This window comes from Pseudomonas migulae, from assembly GCF_024169315.1.
GTDB classification, from domain to species: Bacteria; Pseudomonadota; Gammaproteobacteria; order Pseudomonadales; family Pseudomonadaceae; genus Aquipseudomonas; species Aquipseudomonas migulae_B.
Genome location: NZ_JALJWR010000001.1, coordinates 5,514,592 through 5,533,760, shown reverse-complemented (window position 1 = coordinate 5,533,760; position 19,169 = coordinate 5,514,592). Strand labels below are relative to the sequence as shown.

Sequence of the window (19,169 nt, the reverse complement as noted above, 5' to 3'; positions counted from 1 at the left end):
AGAAGCGCCAAGTAACCAAGCGCTTTTACCCCTTTCGTACGGTGGCTCGCCATGCCCTCCTTCCGGTCCTGCTCCGTGGGCCCGCCGCCAATGCAACCGAGGCGGCCTACCGGCCGACCTGGCTCTTCAAGCGTACGCATTCCCCTGTGGGAGCTGGCTTGCCAGCGATGGTCGTTAACGATGACGTGTGCTGTCTGAATGAACGCGGTGTCTGGACGTCTATCGCTGGCAAGCCAGCTCCCACAGGGTTCCGGGGACATCCGCAAGAACAGATCGTCTCCCACAGGGTTCCGGGGACATCCGCAAAAACAGATCGTCTCCCACAGGGTTCCGGGGACATCCGCAAGAACAGATCGTCTCCCACAGGGTTCTGGGTACATCCGCAAAAACAGATCGTCTCCCACAGGGTTCCGGGGACATCCGCAAGAGCAGGTCGTCTGCGAGGCCGCCTTCGCGAGCAAGCCCGCTCCCACAGTGGATTGTTGGCGGGCATGACATGGGTGTTCTCCCCGATGATCCTGACGAACTTCAGGCCGGCTATCAGGCCGCCTCGCTTTGGCTTTTGATCTTGATCTGCCCCGTCGGAAGGCCGAGCGCAGGTTCTGCGTAGTGGGCACCGCGGCAAGGATGCCGCGGTAGCCGCCCCCGGCCATGGATGGCCGATGGCGGCGGGCCCACGGAGCAGGACCGGAGCGAGGGAATGCCGAGCCTAGGCGAGGCACCGTACGTCAGGGGCGCTTGGCGCTTGGTTACTTGGCGCTTTTCCAAGTAACCCGCTGTAAAAGCGGAACCAATAGCCGCCTTCACCGAAGAAACGGATATGCCCCCAATCCCAATCCCAATCCCAATCCCAACCCCAATCCAATAAACCGCCATAACCCGTTACTCATGCCCACTGGAATTCCAGAAAAACCCTGCTGTACTCAGCCAAGGTTCTAAAGATGAGCCTGCCGTAAACCCGCAGGATGCATAACTCGATTAAGTCTCGATAGCCTGCCTATCAAGGAAGATCTCATGTCTCTGTTCAAACGTTCAGTCACTGAGTTGTTAGGTACGTTCTGGCTGGTACTGGGAGGTTGCGGCAGCGCAGTGCTCGCCGCGTCATCTCCCCTGGGAATCGGCGTGCTCGGTGTAGCCATCGCGTTTGGCCTGACCGTGCTGACCATGGCCTTCGCCATCGGCCATATCTCCGGTTGCCATCTCAACCCCGCCGTATCGGTCGGTTTGTTCGTCGGTGGTCGATTCCCGGCCAAAGAGCTACCCGCATACATCATTGCCCAGGTCATCGGCGGGATCATCGCCGCCGCGCTGATCTACTACATCGCCAGTGGCAAGGAAGGCTTCGACCTCTCCGCCGGCCTCGCTTCCAACGGCTACGGCGAACACTCCCCCGGTAAATACTCGATGGCCGCAGGCTTTGTCTGTGAGTTGGTGATGACGGCGATGTTTGTGCTGATCATCCTCGGCGCCACCGACAAACGTGCGCCCGCCGGGCTGGCTCCGATTGCCATCGGCCTGGCCCTGACACTCATCCACCTGATCTCGATCCCCATCACCAACACCTCGGCCAACCCGGCCCGCAGCACCGGCCCGGCACTGATTGTCGGCGGCTGGGCCATCGCGCAATTGTGGATGTTCTGGGTCGCACCGCTGCTCGGCGCGGTGATCGGTGGCGTGACCTATCGATGGCTGGACAAGGAAGGCACCTGAGCCCAACGGATGAGGATCAGTCCTGCCGATAAGGCAAGGCGGTCCTCGCTTCCTCGGCATACGCCAGCACGCCGAGACGCTCCTGTTGCAGGAAATCCTTGACCGCCGCTTTCAGGCCGGGATGGCGCAAGTAGTGCCAGGAATGGGTGATCACCGGTTCAAACCCGCGAATCAATTTGTGTTCACCCTGCGCACCGGCATCGAAACGCTGAAAGCCGTTGGCAATCGCGTAGTCCATGCCTTGATAGAAACACGTCTCGAAGTGCAGCCGATCGAACTCCGCCAGACAGCCCCAGTAACGGCCATAAAAACTGTCGCCACCGACAAGACTGAAGGCCATGGCCACCGGTCGTGAGCCTTGTCTGGCCAACACCACCCGGATGGATTCCGGCATGCGTTCGGCCAACAGGCTGAAAAATTCCCGCGTCAGATAAGGCCGTTGCCGACGCACTGCGTAGGTGTTGGCGTAACAGGCGTAAACGAAGTCCCACTGCGCCTGATCCAGTTGCCGACCTTCCAGCCATTCGAACTCGAAGCCCTGCCCCGCCACCTGCTCGCGTTCTTTGCGCATCTGCTTGCGTTTGCGTGAACTGAGGACGTCGAGGAAGTCCTGAAAATCCCGATACCCGCGATTCTGCCAGTGGTACTGACAGCCGATGCGCTGCAGCCAGCCAGGTTGTTCGGCCAGTGCCGCGTCGGTGAACGCATCTGTGAAATTGATGTGAGCGCTGGAGAGTTCTTCGATCTCAAGGTAGCCGGGCAAACTCTTCAGCAGTTCGAAACCGTCCTCGACCGTGGCCGCCAGCAAACGCGGTCCGCTGACCGGGCTGAAGGGCACGGCGGTCAGCAGTTTGGGGTAATAGTCGATGCCGGCACGCTCGCATGCATCGGCCCAGGCGTGATCGAACACGTACTCGCCATAGGAGTGCCATTTGCGGTAGCTGGGCAGCGCGGCGATCAACCGATCACCTTCCATATGCAACAAATGTTCGGGCTGCCACCCGGAATGCGGACCGACGCTGCCGCTGTCCTCCAGTGCGCTGAGAAAGGCATGGCGCAGAAACGGCTGATTATCCGGCACCAGGGCATCCCAGGTGTGCGGAGCTATATCAGACAATTTTTCCAGACGTTGCAGCGGCATCACTTCCCTCTCCACTTCTTGGCGTAAAAGCCTCGCGAGTATCGCCTATAGAGGCGCAACCCACACCCGCAATCCGCCGACAGGGCCCGGAATAGAAAGTTCATCGATCTTTGTATCGTCATCGAGACGCCATCACATTGCCACTGCTTTGTAATAAACCATCGCGATACTGGCGCCTGTTTTTAGAGCGCCGGGTTATAGCACCCGGCCACTGTTTTCCGTCCCTTTGCGGTCGGTTGTGCCCCGGATGGCTCAGTCATCCCCTCTCATCTTCGGAGATTGATATGCGTCTTGCTTCCACGAAAACTGCGGCGGCCCTGTGTGGCGGGCTGCTGCTGGCCATGAGTGTTCCGGCCAGCGCCGCAGTCGACGCCAAACTGCTCGACATGCTGAAGGCTAACGGTTCGATTACCAACGCGCAGTACAGCGAACTGCAAGCCGAACTGGCCCGGGATCAGAAAGAACAGCAAATCGCCCGTCAGGCTCAACAAGAGACCAACGAGCAGATCGCAGCCACCGCGAAGAAAACCGAAGCACTGAGCACCTTCGACCAGAAACTGGCGTGGGCTGCCAAGACCCAGTTCAAGGGTGACGTGCGTTTCCGCCAGGAAACGGTCAAGAACGATGGCGTATCAAACTCCGGCGACCAGGATCGTCAGCGTATTCGTGTCCGCCTGGGTGCCTACACGGCAATCAACCCGCAAGTGGACACTGGCATCCGTATTGCCACTGGCAGCGACAACGATCCTCGCTCCACCAACCAGAGTCTGGACAACAACTTCACCAAGAAGGATATCTGGCTGGACCAGGGTTACGTCGACTACCACCCTGACGCCATCAAGAACCTGCACCTCGTTGGCGGCAAGATGCCACAGCAATGGGTGAGCATGGGCGACATCATCTGGGATAGCGACATCAGCCCGGAAGGTCTGGCACTGACTTACAAATACCCGCTGGGCGGCAGCACCGAGCTGTTTGGTAGCGCCGGCCACTACACCCTGAAGGACAACGTCGACGGCGACGGCAAGCAGTTCCGTCACGACCTGCGTCTGTACGCAGGTCAGTTGGGCGCGCGCTTCGCGATCACCGACAACTTGAAAATGACGTTGGGCGGCAGTCTCTACGCTTACGACAACGACAACGACATCAACAATACGTGTGCTGCGAACACCTGCCGACTGGCCATTAACGGCAACACGGCAAACGAGCAGTTCAAACTGTACGAAGGCTTTGGTCAGCTCGACATCGGTGGCCTGCCAATGCCGCTGTCGCTGTACGGTCAAGTCGTCAACAACGACGATGCCAGCAACGATCAGGACATGGGCTGGCTGGTCGGCGCCAAGACCAACGTCTTCGGCTTCGGCGTGGACTACAACTATCGCGACGTACAGCGTAACGCGGTGGTCGGTGCCTTCACCGACTCCGACTTCGCCAACGGTTTCACCGGTTCGCGCGGCAGCAAGTTGAAAGTGAGCTACGAGATCGACAAGAACTTCGCCCTCGGCGCGACGTACTTCATGGCTGATTCCGACTACACCAACGCCACTCTGCGGGACTCGAAAATCAACACCCTGCAACTGGATGCTGAAGCCAAGTTCTGATCCCTGCTACACGGCCCGGGCAAGGAAGCCCGGACTGCTTTTACAAATTCGCGTTGTGGTATCGGTCCCCATCATCCGTCCGATACTGCAACGCGAGTTTTTTTATTTCTGAACCTGCCAACACCTGTGGCGAGGAGGATTTATCTGTGTGAAGGGATTTATCTGTGGCGAGGGGATTTATCTGTGGCGAGGGGATTTATCCCCGTTGGGTGGCGAAGCCGCCCAACGGGGATAAATCCCCTCGCCACAAAAGCTCTTCAGCCTTGCGATCAACGCTTGCGCAGAATCACGCTACCAATCGAGTAACCGGCGCCAAACGAGCTGAGCACGGCCAGCGAACCGGCGGCCAGATCGTCCTGGTTCTTGTGAAACGCAATCACCGAACCGGCGGAGCTGGTGTTGGCATAGGTGTCGAGAATCACCGGCGCTTCTTCTTCGGTGGCTTCGCGGCCCAACAGTTTCTTCACGATCAGGTGGTTCATGCTGAGGTTGGCCTGGTGCAGCCAGAAGCGCTTCACGTCGCCGACGTTGAGCTGGTTCTCTTCCAAATGCGCGCCGATCAGCTCGGCCACCATCGGGCAGACTTCCTTGAACACCTTGCGGCCTTCCTGCACGAACAGCTTGTCCTTGGCACCGATACCCTCTTCCGCCGCGCGGTTGAGGAAGCCGAAGTTGTTGCGGATGTTGTTGGAGAACTTGGTCAACAGCTTGGTGCTGACCACGTCGAATTGATACTTGGACGTCGCCAGGTCGGCGCGCTCGATGATCACGGCGGTGGCCGCGTCGCCGAAGATGAAGTGACTGTCGCGGTCACGGAAGTTCAGGTGACCGGTGCAGACTTCCGGGTTGACCATCAGGACAGCCCGGGCCTGGCCCAGTTGCACGCTGTTGGCGGCCGCCTGAATACCGAATGTCGCCGAGGAGCAGGCAACGTTCATGTCGAAACCGAAACCCTGGATGCCCAGCGCTTCCTGAACTTCGATGGCGATGGCCGGGTAGGCACGTTGCAGGTTGGAGCAGGCGACGATCACGCCGTCGATGTCGGCGGCGGTTTTGCCGGCACGCTGCAAGGCTTGTTCAGCTGCGCCAATGGCCATCTGGCAGAGGACCGACCACTCGTCGTTCGAACGCTCCGGCAGGCGTGGCGCCATGCGTTGCGGATCGAGAATGCCGTCCTTGTCCATGACAAAACGGCTTTTGATGCCGGAAGCCTTTTCGATAAACGCTGCGCTGGATTCGGTCAACGCTTCGACTTCGCCACGGGCGATGGCGTCGGCGTTGTCGGCGTTGAACAGCGCGACGTAAGCGTTGAAAGACTGCACCAGCTCTTCGTTGGAAATGCTGTTGGCCGGGGTGTACAGGCCGGTGCCGCTGATGACGACGTTATGCATGGTCGTTTCTCTAATCTGTTCAGGCAGAAAGCATTGGCACCGACGTACCAACACATAAAGGGTCTGTTCCCGTCAGAGGAATCAAACCTGGCATCGCTTTATTCCGTTCCGCCCGAACCTTGAGAGGCTCAAAACCGCGGGACCGGCGTTTATAGGCGCGAAGTTTGCCATAAACGTTGGGTTTTGGCGCCTTTTTGCTGGATGAAGCAGCTTCCACAGGCACTACATAAACCTGTGGGAGCGGGCTTGCCCGCGATGGCGGCCTGACAGGCAACATAGATGTTGAATGTGATGGCCCCATCGCGGGCAAGCCCGCTCCCACAGGTATCGTGCAAGCCCGTAGTCTACGGTTCGACCTGGCTCCACTGTTTGTTCAGGCGCTTGTCGGAAATCGGCACTTTGGTCCCCAACTGTTGGGCAAACAGCGAAACCCGGTATTCCTCCAGCCACCAGCGATACAGCTCAAGTTGCGGATCGCGCTTGCCTTCCTGGGCGTGTTTGCTGGCGCGGGTCTGGTATTGGTTCCAGAGGCCGGACAACTCACCGCTCCAGACCCGATCCTTCTGCACCTGCGCACCGAGTTTCTCGAAGCGCTGCTCGATGGCTTTGAGGTAACGCGGCAGTTCCTTGAGCCACTGCATCGGCGTTTCGCGGACAAAACCCGGATACACCAGATGACTGAGCTGCTGCTTGATGTCATTCAGGGCCACGGCCTGCGCCAGATCGATCTTGCCCTTGAAGCGTTTTTGCAGGCCGTGCCAGAGCTTGAGAATTTCCAGGGTCAGCTTCGCCAGCCGCTCGGCGTGCTCGGTCCAGGCGCCGCGTTTGCGCTCGGCCAGTGCCGCCAGCCCGGCGCCGTCACGCGGCAGCGGGTCTTCGCCATCGAGGATGCAGCTGTCGAGGCTGGCCAGCAGAATGTCTTCCACCAGAGCGTCGATGCGCCCCATCTCGCGGTACATCAGGCCCAGTTCGGTCAGCCCCGGCAACTTGCCGCGCAGGAATTTCGCCGGCTCGGCCAGCTGTTGCATCAGCAGGCGCTGCAAGGCGCGGCGATGCTGGAACTCGGCTTCGGCCGGCGTCGAGAACCGCCCTTCCTTGACCGTGCCGGCCTCTTCCACCAGCGCCGGATACACCGTCATCGACAGCCCGGCGATCTTCTGTTGAGTCTTCTCTGCCACGGCCGCGAAGACTTTCGCTTCCACCGGCTGTTGGCTTTTTGCGGTCTGCGGCACCGCCAAAGCCGCCTGGCTCGCTTCAGCAAATCGAGCGGTCAACTCCGCCAGATCCCGTCCTTCGCCAAGGAACTTGCCCTGGCCGTCGACGATTTCCAGGTTCATGCGCAGATGGCTTTCTACTTGCTGCGCTGCTTCCGCCCAGGCTTCATCACTGACCCGGGCGCCGGTCATGCGCAGCAATTCGCGACCCAACGCTTGAGGCAGCGAACCCTCGGCGAAGGTCATGCGCTGCAACGCGGCTTTGACGAAATCCGGCACCGGCACGAAATTCTTGCGCAGCGCCTTGGGCAGGTTGCGCACCAGCGCGATGCACTTGGCCTCGATGACACCCGGCACCAGCCATTCCAGACGTTCCGGCGGCAGCATCGGCAACAACGGCGCCGGCACGCGCAGGGTCACGCCGTCGCGCGGATGATTCGGTTCGAAGTGGTAACTGAGCGACAGTTCCAGATCGCCGATGTGCAAGGTGTCCGGGTAATGCGCGGCGGTGACTTCACTGGCCTCGCGGGCCAGCACGTCTTCTTCGCGCATGATCAGCAACTGCGGGTCTTTCTGGCTGTTGACCCGGTACCAGCTGTCGAAGGTCGCAGTCTGATGAATCTCCGCCGGCAGCCGTGCGTCGTAGAAGGCGAACAGGGTTTCTTCGTCCGCCAGAATGTCGCGGCGACGGGCCTTGGCTTCCAGTTCGTCGAGTTGTTCCAGCAGTTGTTTGTTGGCGGTCAGGCATTTGGCCTTTGACTGAATCTCGCCACGCACCAGCGCTTCACGAATGAACAACTCGCGGGAGACCACCGGATCGACCGGCCCGTAATGCACCGGCCGGCGACCGACCACGATCAGCCCGAACAAGGTGATCTGCTCGAATGCCACGACCTGTCCGCGCTTCTTCTCCCAATGGGGTTCGAAGTGGTTTTTCTTGATCAGGTGCCCGGCCAGCGGCTCGATCCAGTCGGCGTCGATCTTGGCGACCATACGCGCATAGAGCTTGGTGGTTTCCACCAGCTCGGCGGTCATCAGCCATTGCGGACGCTTCTTGCCCAGGCCCGATGACGGGTGAATCCAGAACCGCCGCTGACGGGCGCCGAGGTAATCGCCGTCCTCGGTTTTCTGGCCGATCTGGCTGAGCAATCCGGACAACACGGCTTTGTGCAGTTTCGGGTAATCCGCCGGCTCTTTGTTGAGGCTCAACTGCATGTCGCGGCAGATCAGGCTCAGCTGACGGTGCGAGTCGCGCCACTCGCGCAGTCGCAGGTAATTCAGGAAATTCTTGCGGCACCAGTTACGCAGCGGACTCGCCGTCAACGCCTGGCGCTGCTCTTCAAAACCACGCCACAGATTGACCAGCCCGGCGAAGTCCGAGTCCACGTCTTTCCATTGGGCGTGGGCCTGATCCGCTGCTTGTTGACGCTCCGGCGGACGTTCGCGCGGGTCTTGAATCGACATCGCACTGGCGACGATCAGCACTTCCTGCAAGCTGCCGAGTTTTGCCGCCTCCAGCAGCATGCGACCCATGCGCGGGTCCACCGGCAGCCGCGCCAACTGGCGACCGAGCGGGGTCAGCTGGCTGTTGCGGTCCACCGCCGAGAGTTCTTGCAGCAGGTTGAAACCGTCGCTGATCGCCTTGCCATCCGGCGGCTCGATAAACGGGAAATCGGTGATCTCGCCGAGGCGCAGGTGCAGCATCTGCAAGATCACGGCCGCGAGGTTGGTCCGCAGGATTTCCGGGTCGGTAAATTCGGGACGGCCGATGAAATCTTCTTCGCTGTAGAGGCGGATGCAAATGCCCGGCTCGACCCGCCCGCAACGACCTTTACGCTGATTGGCGCTGGCCTGGGAAATCGCTTCGATGGGCAGGCGCTGGACCTTGGCGCGGTAGCTGTAACGGCTGATGCGCGCGGTGCCGCTGTCGATCACGTAACGAATGCCCGGCACGGTCAGCGAGGTTTCCGCGACGTTGGTCGCCAGGACCACGCGACGCCCCGGGTGCGACTGGAAAATCCGCTGCTGTTCGGCCGGTGAAAGCCGCGCGTACAGCGGCAGGATTTCGGTGTGCTTGAGCTGGGCCTTGCGCAGCATGTCGGCGGCGTCGCGAATCTCGCGCTCGCCGGGCAGGAACACCAGCACATCGCCAGGGCTCTTGCGCTCGCTGCGCTCGAACGCGGCGATTTCGTCGAGGGTGGCGAGGATCGCCTGGTCCACGGTCAGGTCGTCTTCGACACGGTTGCCCTCTTCGTCCTGCTCCAGGGTCAGCGGGCGATACCAGGTTTCCACCGGGAAGGTCCGACCGGAGACCTCGACGATCGGCGCATCGTCGAAGTGCTTGGAGAAGCGCTCCAGGTCGATGGTCGCCGAGGTGATGATGACTTTCAGGTCCGGGCGACGGGGCAGCAGGGTTTTCAGGTAACCGAGCAGGAAGTCGATGTTGAGGCTGCGTTCGTGGGCTTCGTCGACGATGATCGTGTCGTAGCGTTCGAGGTAGCGATCGTTCTGGGTTTCCGCCAGCAGGATGCCGTCGGTCATCAGTTTGATCAGGGTGTTGGAATCGCTCTGATCCTCGAACCGCACCTGATAGCCGACCAGCGCGCCCAGCGGCGTCGCCAGTTCTTCGGCAACCCGGCTCGCCACGCTGCGTGCCGCAATTCGACGCGGTTGGGTGTGGCCGATCAGGCCGTGCTGGCCACGACCGATTTCCAGGCAGATTTTCGGCAACTGGGTGGTTTTACCCGAGCCGGTTTCGCCGGCGATGATCAGCACCTGATGCTTGAGCAGCGCCTCCTTGATTTCGTCGCGCTTGGCGGCGATCGGCAGGCTGTCGTCGTAACGAATCACCGGCAGGCTGGCACGCCGCGCCAGCACCTGATCACAGGATGCCTGCATGCGCGTCACCCACAGGGCCAGCTTGGCTTCGTCGGGTTTCTTGCGCAGCTCAAGCAACTGCCGCCGCAGCCGGTGGCGGTCGGCAAGCATGGCGTGATCGAGGTTTTTCAGCAGTTTGTCGATGGAAGGCGATTCGTCAGTCATCAGGTACGCAATAAGTCGTCTAGTGGCGCAGGGGGCGGATTGTCGCAGATTTGCGCACGCGGCGACGAATGCAACCTGCTTTTGTGGCCAAGGGATTCACTCAGAGTGCGTTATTCGTTATCCAGGCCTTTGCGCCGATACGGGAACACATCGATCACTTTGCCGCCGCGAATGGCTTCCTGCAGGCTTTTCCAGTAATCGGCGTTGTACAACTCGCCATGCAACTGATCGAACAAGCGCCGCTGACCGGAATCGGCGAACAGGAACGGCGGAAACTCCTCGGGGAAGACATCCAGCGGTCCGATCGAATACCACGGTTCGGACGCCATCTCATCTTCCGGCGTGCGCGGTTGCGGGATGTGGCGGAAGTTGGCTTCGGTCAGGAAGCAGATCTCGTCGTAGTCATAAAACACCACGCGACCGTGACGGGTGACGCCGAAGTTTTTCAGCAGCATGTCGCCGGGAAAGATGTTCGCCGCAGCCAGTTGCTTGATCGCCAGACCGTAATCTTCCAGCGCCTCGCGCACCTGCGCCTCGTTGGCGTTTTCCAGATACAGGTTCAACGGCGTCATCCGCCGTTCGGTCCAGCAGTGGCGGATCAACACGGTGTCGTCCTCCACCGAGACCGTGGAGGCGGCCACCTCGAGCAATTCTTCCAGACACGCCGGGTCGAACTTGCTCAACGGGAAACGGAAGTCGGCGAACTCCTGGGTATCGGCCATGCGCCCGACCCGGTCGACACTTTTCACCAGACGGTACTTCTCGATCACCGTCGCGCGGTCGACGTTTTTCGACGGCGAGAAACGGTCCTTGATGATTTTGAATACGGTGTTGAACCCCGGCAAGGTGAACACGCTCATCACCATGCCGCGCACACCGGGGGCCATGATGAACTGGTCGTCGGTGTTGGCCAGGTGGTTGATCAGCGCCCGGTAGAACTCGGATTTACCGTGTTTGTAGAAACCGATCGAGGTGTACAACTCGGCGATGTGCTTGCCCGGCAGAATGCGCCGCAGGAAACCGATGAACTCCGCCGGCACCGGCACGTCGACCATGAAGTACGAACGGGTGAACGAGAAGATGATCGACACGTCGGCTTCATCGGTGATCAACGCATCGATCTGAATCCCCCGCCCTTCGCGGTGCAGCAGCGGAATCACCAGCGGCCACTGCTCGTCCCGGGTGAAAATTCGGCCCACCAGGTACGCGCCCTTGTTGCGGTAAAGCACCGAAGAAAACAACTCGACGTTGAGTTCCGGGTCCTTGCACACCCAGTCCGGCAGGTTCTCGCGCAATTGTGCTTCGAGACGATGCAAGTCGCCCGACAGATCGGCGTAATCCTCGCTGAAGCGATAGTCGGCAAAAATGCTCGCCAGCATGTCGGACAGCTTGCCCTGGGGCTTGTAGGTGCGGGTCTGCGCGGCGCGCGCCCGACGCAGGCTCGGCCGGGTGGTGTGGATGAACATGCAGCCGTCGCTGATCAGGTCATGGCTGAACAGCCCGCAGAAGATAGAGTTGTACCAGGTCTCGGACAGTTCATCGTCGAAGCGCAGGTCGATCAGGCTGATGTAGGCGCTTTTGACCAGGGGCCAGCAGCTGACATCCAGCGTATCGGCGTCGAAAGCGACGTGCAGCCGGTCGACCGTTTCGCTGACTTTCTCTTCGTAGAGGTTGATCCGCGCCGCCGAGGCGACCTGCGCCTCCTGCCACTTGGCCTGCTCGAAGCGAGCCCGGGCGCCGTCGGTGATCTGGCGGAAATGCTCGCGGTAATCGTCAAAGCCATCGAGGATCATTCGAGCGATGTCGGCGGCTGGCCATTGCTGCGGCATGGTGAGACCTCTGCGGGAATTCGGAAGGCCTGAGCTTAGCCAGTGAACCGGGTGCAGGAGAAGCGTAATTTCGGTCAGAAAATAAATGAATCACTCAGGAGTGGTGTTTTTTTCGAGTTTTTTTAATCGACCGTTCGGTCAGCAAACATCCTCTGCAGTCATCGCTCCACTACTTAATCGATTCATCTACAGCCCTCTGATTATCAGGCTTTCGGATCCAACCCGCGCTTACGCGATCGACAGCCGCTGCGCTTTCTGCTTTTCCCTGAAGTGAAAAGCGCTCGAGAATCGGCCTTACCAAGATGATGGCTCTTTGATATACACCCGCCTTCACCCGCCTAAAAACAAGATCCTCGGTACACGAGGACTACCTCCCAAAATGCCCAAGGAGCACTTTAGATGCCTATAAGGAATATGCGCATAGGTTTGCGCGCGAGCTTGAGTTTTGCCGTGTTGGCCAGCCTTCTGGTGCTGGTCGGACTGTTCGGCCTGGGTCAGATGGCGACCCTGCGCGAGAGTGCGACGGTCATCGAGGAATCGTGGATGCCGAGCATCGAGAGCATCCATGACAGCGCGGCCAACATCGCCACCATCCGCCTGGAATCGTTGCGCTTGATCGCCAACCACCAGAGCGCCGTGCGGGAAAAGAGCAAAGGCGTTCTCAGCGCCCAACGCCAGGAACTGCAAAAGCGCCTCAACGACCACAAGACGCTGCTGTCCAGCGACCAGGAACGGGCCATGCTCGACAGCCTGAACGCCGCCGTCGCCAAGTACCTGGCGATCCTCGACCAGATCATCGTGCAGATCGATGCGGGCCAGGATGACCAGGCCTACACCCGCCTTAACAATGAACTGGCTCCGCAGGGCGGCGTGCTGGATAAATCCCTGGAGTCGATGATCAGTTTCAATCAGCAAGGCGCCGATGCTGCCGCGGACGCGGCAGCGTTGATGTACCAGCGTGCGCAATGGATCGTCGGCACAATCATCGTCGTCGCGCTGATCGCCACGCTGCTTCTGGCCTGGCTGCTGACGCGCAGCATCACGGCGCCCATCAATCAGGCGCTGCAGGTGGCGCGTCGGATTGCCTCGGGCGACCTCAGTGGACAGATTGACAGCACCGGCAAGGACGAAGCTGCACAATTGCTCGACGCCCTCGCCGAGATGCAAGGCAACCTGCGCACCACCATTCGCGGCATCAGCGATTCGGCGCGGCAACTGGCGTCGGCGGCCGAGGAAATGAGCTCGGTGATGGAGGAAAGTACCCGAGGCCTGCAGCAGCAGAATGACCAAATCGAGATGGCCGCCACGGCTGTCACCGAGATGAGCACTGCAGTGGACGAAGTCGCCGCGAATGCCGTGTCCAGCGCCGAAGCTTCCCGGGCGTCGAACGAAGACAGCAAGCACGGGCACGTGCAGGTCAGTGAAACCATCACCTCGATTCAGGGGCTGGTCAGCGAAGTGCTCGGCGCCTCGGAACAGGCCGAGGGGTTGGCGGTTCAGGCGCAGGACATCAGCAAAGTCCTGGAAGTGATCCGCGCAATCGCCGGGCAGACCAACCTGCTGGCGCTCAACGCGGCCATCGAAGCCGCTCGCGCCGGTGAAGCCGGACGCGGCTTTGCGGTGGTGGCCGATGAAGTGCGTTCGCTGGCACAACGCACCCAGAACTCCACCGAAGAAATCGAACTGATGATCAACAACATCCAGCAAGGCACTGGGGCCACGGTCACCGCGTTGCAAAGCAGCGCCGAGCACGCCAGCCAGACCTTGCGCCGGGCCAACGGTGCCGGCCAGGCCCTGGAGAAAATCACCGCGTCGATCTCGCAGATCAACGAGCGCAACCTGGTCATCGCCAGCGCCGCCGAGCAGCAAGCACTGGTGGCCCGGGAAGTGGATCAGAACCTGGTGAACATTCGCGACCTCTCGACCCAGACCGCCGCCGGTGCCACCCAGACGTCCGCCGCCAGTCAGGAACTGTCGCGGCTGGCGGTCGACCTCAACGGGCTAGTCACCCGATTTCAGGTTTAACGGTGGCGAGGGAGCTTGCTCCCGCTTGAGTGCGCAGAGCGTGAGCAAGCTCCCTCGCCACAAAAATTGAGTGCCGGTTTTTCGGTTGCCATAGGCAAGGCTCTCGGCAACACTCTCGTCCCCATCAAGGAAGGAGTGCGTCGTGAGCCCTGTCGATATCGTTCGTTTACTGTCGCTGGCCGCCATCTGGGGCGCGAGTTTCCTGTTCATGCGCATCATTGCCCCGGTGATCGGCAGCGTGCCCACGGCGTTTTTCCGCGTCTCGATCGCGGCGGCGGGGTTGCTGGTGATCCTCGGGTTGATGCGCATCAGCTGGGATTTCAAGGGCAAACTGAAAACCGTGATGCTGCTCGGGGTGATCAACTCCGGGATCCCGGCGACCCTCTATTCCGTGGCGGCCCAGGTGCTGCCGGCCGGTTACTCGGCCATCTTCAACGCCACCACGCCATTGATGGGCGTATTGATTGGCGGTCTGTTCTTCAGTGAACGACTCACCGCCGCCAAGCTGGGCGGGGTGTTTCTCGGTTTGCTGGGCGTGGGCATTCTGACCCGTGCCGGGCCGGTGGCGTTTGACCTGCAACTGCTGATGGGCGCCCTCGCCTGCCTGCTCGCCACCACCTGTTATGGCTTCGCCGGGTTCCTTGCCCGCCGCTGGCTCGATCAGGCGGGTGGTCTCGACAGTCGTCTTTCCGCAGTGGGCAGTATGCTCGGCGCGACGTTGTTCCTGCTGCCGCTGTTCGGTTACAGCGTGATCAGCCAGCCGCCGGCGAGCTGGGGCGGCTGGAGTGTGTGGCTGTCGTTGCTGGGATTGGGGCTGGTATGTACCGCGTTGGCGTACATTATTTACTTCCGCCTGCTCAGCTCGGTCGGGCCGGTGAAATCGATGACCACGACCTTCCTGATCCCGCCATTCGGGGTGTTGTGGGGGGCGTTGTTGCTGGATGAGCCGCTGTCGATGGCGCACATTTATGGCGGGGTGTTGATTGCGGCGGCGTTGTGGTTGGTGTTGAAGACTACGGTGGTGAAGGCTGCAGCGGTGGCTGCCAAGTAATTTGTGGTGATGCTGATGACGCCTTCGCGGGCAAGCCTCGCTCCTACAGTTTTATGTCGTTCGCGATCAGCGGGAACGACTCAAAACCGTAGGAGCGAGGCTTGCCCGCGATGGCGTCCGCTCAATCACTATAGGGCTGACTGACTCACCTCCCCATCCACCAACCGCCGAATCCCCAACGGATTAGCGTTCTGCAATGCCTCTGGCAACAACGCATCCGGGTAATTCTGGAAGCACACCGGCCGCAGGAATCGATCGATCGCCAGCGTTCCCACCGACGTCCCCCGCGAATCCGACGTCGCCGGATACGGCCCGCCATGCACCATCGCCTCACACACCTCGACCCCGGTCGGATAGCCATTGAGCAAAATCCGCCCGACTTTTTCCTGCAGCAATTCAGCCAGCCAGCGGTACTCCAGGAGCTCTTCGGCCTCGCCGATCAGCGTCGCCGTCAGTTGCCCGCGCAAACCGTGCAGCGCTGCCGCGAGTTGCGCCGGGTCTTCGACTTCAATGACGATGGTGGTCGGCCCGAACACCTCTTCCTGAAGCAGTTCATCACCCTTGAGCAACAGGCTGACATCGGCCTTGAACACCTGCGGTTGAGCCTGATTGCCCTGCTGCGGTTTACCCGCCAGGTGCGTCAGCCCAGGATGTTCGTGCAACTCGCCCAGGCCTTTGCCGTAGCTGACGAGTGCGCCGGCGTTGAGCATGGTTTGCGCCGGTTGCTGGTTCATGTTGGCGCACAACGTTTCGAGGAAGGCGCTGAACTGCGGTGAGCGCAGACCGATGACCAGACCCGGATTGGTGCAGAACTGTCCGCAGCCCAACGTCACCGAACCGGCCAGCTGCACAGCGATCTGCTCGCCCCGCACCTTGAGGGCTTCGGGCAACAGGAACACCGGGTTGATGCTCGACATCTCGGCGAACACCGGGATCGGTTGCGGCCGGGTCGCGGCCATGTGGCTCAGGGCATTACCGCCCTTGAGTGAACCGGTGAAACCCACCGCCTGAATCGCCGGGTGCTTGACCAGCCACTCGCCGACGCCGCCGCCATAAATCATGTTGAACACGCCGGCCGGCATTTCAGTGCGTTCGGCGGCGCGGATGATCGCATCCGCCACCCACTCGGCGGTCGCCATGTGCCCGCTGTGCGCCTTGAACACCACCGGGCAACCGGCGGCCAACGCCGAGGCGGTATCGCCACCCGCCGTCGAGAAAGCGAGCGGAAAGTTGCTGGCGCCGAACACCGCAACCGGGCCGATGGCGATGCGGTACTGGCGCAGATCCGGACGCGGCAACGGCTGGCGATCCGGTAATGCCCGGTCAATCCGCGCACCGTAGAAATCACCCCGCCGCAGAACCTTGGCGAACAGGCGCATCTGGCCGCTGGTGCGTCCGCGCTCACCCTGAATGCGCCCGGCCGGCAACGCCGTTTCACGGCACACCGTGGCGACGAAATCGTCCCCCAGCGCATCGATTTCATCGGCGATGGCGTCGAGGAAGGTCGCGCGTTTTTCCGCGCTCAGGTTGCGGTAGACCGGGTACGCCGCGGCGGCAGCTTTGGCGGCGGCATCCACTTCGGCCTCAGTGGCCTGGAAGAAGCTGCCGGGCAGCGGTTCACCGGTGGTCGCGTCGAGACTCTGCAGCTGCAACGTACCGTTGGCGCTGCGACGACCGCCGATATAGTTGTGTCCAATTAGCGTGGTCATGAGTGATTCCTTGACCGGCTGGCAGCGCCGGTGGTTGAAAGCTTAAAGCGCACGAACCTGACCGATGGCCAATGGCTGGGCGCTTTCGCCGATGCCGTTTTCCAGCGGTGCGCCGAACGCATCGAGGCTGATCTGGAAGCGATCGCCCGGCTGGGTTTTCACCCCGTCGGCAAATGACAGCGTGGCGGTGCCGAAGTAATGCACGTGGACATCGCCGGGGCGCAGAAACTGCGCGTACTTGAAGTGATGGAATTCGAGGTTGGCGAGGCTGTGGCACATGTTGTCTTCGCCGCTCAGAAACTCTTTTTCCCAAAGGGTTTCGCCGTCGCGAATGATGCGGCTGGTGCCGGCCAGATGCCGGGGCAACTCGCCGACGCGCAGCTCCGGACCGTAGGCGCAAAAGCGCAGCTTCGAATGGGCGAGGTAAAGGTAATTGCGCCGCTCCATGACATGGTCGGAGAACTCGTTGCCCAGCGCATAACCGACACGATACGGCTGGCCGTCGTCGCCGATCACATAGAGCCCGGTCAGCTCGGGTTCCTCGCCAGCATCCTCGGCAAACGGTGGCACCGGGAAGTCCGCACCGGGGCGCACGACGATGCTGCCGTCGCCCTTGTAGAACCATTCCGGTTGCGCGCCGACCTGGCCGACGGCGGGTTTTCCACCCTCCAGGCCCCACTTGAAAATGCGCATGGTGTCGGTCATGCCGGCTTCGACGGCGCCGTCCTGCTGGTGCATCTTGTCCCGTGCCGAGGCGCTGCCCAGATGGGTCAGGCCGGTGCCGCTGATCAGGCAATGGGCCGGGTCCTCGTGGTCCAGCGGCGGCAGGACCTGGCCCTGCTGCAACAGCTGCGCGTAATCCGGCCCAGCCTCGGTGCCGCGTGAAGAGACTTCTTCCTGCAAGCTGCGTTGGGCGCGGATCGCAGCGAGTGCCAGTTCTCGGGTGCTGCGGGTGCCTTTCAACACCTGGACCTGTGAGCCCTGTACGACGCCGACCTGGCGCTCACCGGCAGAGTTTTCAAATTGAATCAGGCGCATGACGGCCCTCCATAAAGTCAGGGATGTGGGTCACTCGATGATGTTGAAGTCGCTTAAATATTCATCGGAGATTTCCAGGCCCAGACCTGGCGTGTTGTCGTCGAGCTGGATGTAGCCGTTGACCGGTTGCGGCTCGCCCTTGAACACGTAGTAGAAGAGTTCGTTGCCGACCTCGACGTCGAACACCGGGAAGAACTCGGCCATCGGCGAGGCGGTGGTGGACATGGTCAGGTGATAGTTGTGCATCTGCCCGGCGTGCGGGATCACCGGCACCGACCAGGCTTCGGCCATGGCGTTGATCTTGCGCGCGGCGGTGATGCCGCCGACGCGGTTGGTGTCGTACTGGATCACGTCCACGGCGCGGCGTTCCAGCAGGTCTTTGAAGCCGTACGAGGTGAACTCATGCTCGCCGCCGGAGATCGGCATGATCCCCATTTTTTTCAGCTCGATATAGCCTTCGATGTCGTCGGCAATCACCGGTTCTTCCAGCCAGCGCGGTTCGAACTCGGCCAGTTTCGGCAACATGCGACGCGCATACTCCAGGGTCCAGCCCATGTAGCATTCGAGCATGATGTCGATGTCCGGGCCGGCCAGGTTACGCAGGGCGCGCACTTGTTCGATGTTCTTGCGCATGCCCGCCGGGCCGTCTTTCGGGCCGTAGCCGAAGCGCATTTTCAGCGCGGTGAAACCCTGATTCAGATAGCCCTGGGCTTCTTCGAGGAACAGGTCGAGGTTGTCGTTGGCGTAGAGCTTGGAGGCGTAGGTCCAGATCTTTTCCTTGGTGCGGCCGCCGAGCAGTTTGAACACCGGTTTGTTCACCGCTTTGCCCATGATGTCCCAGATGGCGATGTCGATCGCCGAGATCGCCGCCATGCCGATGCCTTTGCGGCCCCAGGCGTGGCTCTGGCGGTACATCTTCTGCCAGATGTATTCGTTGTCGAACGGGTCTTCACCGATAGCGATCGGCGCCAGGTAAGTGTCGATGATTTCCTTGGCCACACGCGGTGCCAGGGCGCAGTTACCGATGCCGACAAGACCGGTGTCGGTCTCTACTTCCACCACCAGCCAACCGTGGAAACGGAACGAGCCCATGGCGTCGCCGCGCTCGAACAGGATGTCGCTGGCGTTGGTGCAGAAGTGCGCTTGAGGCGGGACGACTTTGCCTTTCCACTCGAAAACGCGGGTACGGATTGCTGTGATTTTCATGGGTACGGATTCCTTGCGCTGCCGGCTTTTTGTAGTTGTTTGAGTCTTGTGCGCAGAGCCGCTCGGGTGGCGGGATCCGGCATTCGATGGAGCGACTTTAGCCAGCGCTTGGGGGTGCGGATAATCACTTATGCACATCCGTCGATAACCTGGGGTGATCGCATAAACGGGTTATCCGGTAGATCGGGTTATCAGCCATCACACAAAAAAAA

At 60.9% G+C, this 19,169-nt stretch carries 11 protein-coding genes; 4 read left to right on the top strand and 7 right to left on the bottom strand.

The window, feature by feature from the left end; all coding sequences use genetic code 11:
• Window positions 1-1,014 precede the first annotated feature (1,014 nt).
• Window positions 1,015-1,710 (top strand): aquaporin Z, encoded by a 696-nt coding sequence (gene aqpZ, locus J2Y86_RS25365; protein ID WP_253437930.1) that lies wholly within the window; start codon window positions 1,015-1,017, stop codon window positions 1,708-1,710.
• 16 nt (window positions 1,711-1,726) lie between these two features.
• On the opposite strand, the gene J2Y86_RS25360 is transcribed toward aqpZ, so the two are convergent.
• Window positions 1,727-2,851: a GNAT family N-acetyltransferase gene (locus J2Y86_RS25360; protein ID WP_253437926.1), complete on the bottom strand. Its 1,125-nt coding sequence runs from the start codon at window positions 2,849-2,851 to the stop codon at window positions 1,727-1,729.
• A gap of 284 nt (window positions 2,852-3,135) precedes the next feature.
• On the opposite strand from J2Y86_RS25360, the gene J2Y86_RS25355 reads away from it, so the two are divergent.
• Window positions 3,136-4,452, top strand: coding sequence for a putative porin (locus J2Y86_RS25355; RefSeq protein WP_253437923.1), 1,317 nt, complete (start codon window positions 3,136-3,138; stop codon window positions 4,450-4,452).
• 269 nt (window positions 4,453-4,721) lie between these two features.
• Here the strand turns inward: J2Y86_RS25355 and J2Y86_RS25350 are convergent, their stop codons facing one another.
• The 3 genes from J2Y86_RS25350 to aceK all read right to left on the bottom strand — a co-directional run bounded on the left by J2Y86_RS25350 (window position 4,722) and on the right by aceK (window position 11,928).
• Entirely contained in the window at window positions 4,722-5,843 is a 1,122-nt protein-coding gene (locus J2Y86_RS25350) for a beta-ketoacyl-ACP synthase III (protein WP_253437920.1), read from the bottom strand.
• Window positions 5,844-6,187: 344 nt separating this feature from the next.
• Window positions 6,188-10,099 (bottom strand): ATP-dependent RNA helicase HrpA, encoded by a 3,912-nt coding sequence (hrpA, locus tag J2Y86_RS25345; RefSeq protein ID WP_253437917.1) that lies wholly within the window; start codon window positions 10,097-10,099, stop codon window positions 6,188-6,190.
• Between the two features lie 110 nt (window positions 10,100-10,209).
• Window positions 10,210-11,928, bottom strand: a complete 1,719-nt coding sequence (gene aceK, locus J2Y86_RS25340; RefSeq protein ID WP_253437914.1) for a bifunctional isocitrate dehydrogenase kinase/phosphatase — start codon at window positions 11,926-11,928, stop codon at window positions 10,210-10,212.
• A 399-nt stretch (window positions 11,929-12,327) separates the two neighbouring features.
• On the opposite strand from aceK, the gene J2Y86_RS25335 reads away from it, so the two are divergent.
• Together J2Y86_RS25335 and J2Y86_RS25330 are read left to right on the top strand one after the other, a co-directional pair.
• Window positions 12,328-13,953: a methyl-accepting chemotaxis protein gene (locus J2Y86_RS25335; RefSeq protein ID WP_253437911.1), complete on the top strand. Its 1,626-nt coding sequence runs from the start codon at window positions 12,328-12,330 to the stop codon at window positions 13,951-13,953.
• 142 nt (window positions 13,954-14,095) lie between these two features.
• The gene (locus tag J2Y86_RS25330; protein ID WP_253437908.1) at window positions 14,096-15,004 is read left to right on the top strand and encodes a DMT family transporter; all 909 of its coding nucleotides are present in this window, start codon (window positions 14,096-14,098) and stop codon (window positions 15,002-15,004) included.
• Between the two features lie 128 nt (window positions 15,005-15,132).
• Here J2Y86_RS25330 and J2Y86_RS25325 read toward each other — a convergent pair whose 3' ends face one another.
• The 3 genes from J2Y86_RS25325 to J2Y86_RS25315 are packed head-to-tail and all read right to left on the bottom strand — an operon-like array spanning window position 15,133 to window position 18,957.
• Window positions 15,133-16,713, bottom strand: coding sequence for an aldehyde dehydrogenase (NADP(+)) (locus J2Y86_RS25325; RefSeq protein ID WP_253437905.1), 1,581 nt, complete (start codon window positions 16,711-16,713; stop codon window positions 15,133-15,135).
• A gap of 42 nt (window positions 16,714-16,755) precedes the next feature.
• The gene (araD1, locus tag J2Y86_RS25320; protein ID WP_253437902.1) at window positions 16,756-17,751 is read right to left on the bottom strand and encodes an AraD1 family protein; all 996 of its coding nucleotides are present in this window, start codon (window positions 17,749-17,751) and stop codon (window positions 16,756-16,758) included.
• A gap of 30 nt (window positions 17,752-17,781) precedes the next feature.
• Window positions 17,782-18,957, bottom strand: a complete 1,176-nt coding sequence (locus J2Y86_RS25315) for an L-rhamnonate dehydratase (RefSeq protein WP_253437899.1) — start codon at window positions 18,955-18,957, stop codon at window positions 17,782-17,784.
• Between the last annotated feature and the right edge of the window lie 212 nt (window positions 18,958-19,169).

Excerpts from the sequence above, each read along its gene's own strand:
- J2Y86_RS25325 (WP_253437905.1), bottom strand. The coding sequence starts at position 16,713 with ATGACCACGCTAATTGGACACAACTATATCGGCGGTCGTCGCAGCGCC.
- araD1 (WP_253437902.1), bottom strand. The coding sequence starts at position 17,751 with ATGCGCCTGATTCAATTTGAAAACTCTGCCGGTGAGCGCCAGGTCGGC.
- J2Y86_RS25315 (WP_253437899.1), bottom strand. The coding sequence starts at position 18,957 with ATGAAAATCACAGCAATCCGTACCCGCGTTTTCGAGTGGAAAGGCAAA.
- J2Y86_RS25360 (WP_253437926.1), bottom strand. The coding sequence starts at position 2,851 with ATGCCGCTGCAACGTCTGGAAAAATTGTCTGATATAGCTCCGCACACC.
- aqpZ (WP_253437930.1), top strand. The coding sequence starts at position 1,015 with ATGTCTCTGTTCAAACGTTCAGTCACTGAGTTGTTAGGTACGTTCTGG.
- J2Y86_RS25350 (WP_253437920.1), bottom strand. The coding sequence starts at position 5,843 with ATGCATAACGTCGTCATCAGCGGCACCGGCCTGTACACCCCGGCCAAC.
- J2Y86_RS25335 (WP_253437911.1), top strand. The coding sequence starts at position 12,328 with ATGCCTATAAGGAATATGCGCATAGGTTTGCGCGCGAGCTTGAGTTTT.
- hrpA (WP_253437917.1), bottom strand. The coding sequence starts at position 10,099 with ATGACTGACGAATCGCCTTCCATCGACAAACTGCTGAAAAACCTCGAT.
- J2Y86_RS25355 (WP_253437923.1), top strand. The coding sequence starts at position 3,136 with ATGCGTCTTGCTTCCACGAAAACTGCGGCGGCCCTGTGTGGCGGGCTG.
- aceK (WP_253437914.1), bottom strand. The coding sequence starts at position 11,928 with ATGCCGCAGCAATGGCCAGCCGCCGACATCGCTCGAATGATCCTCGAT.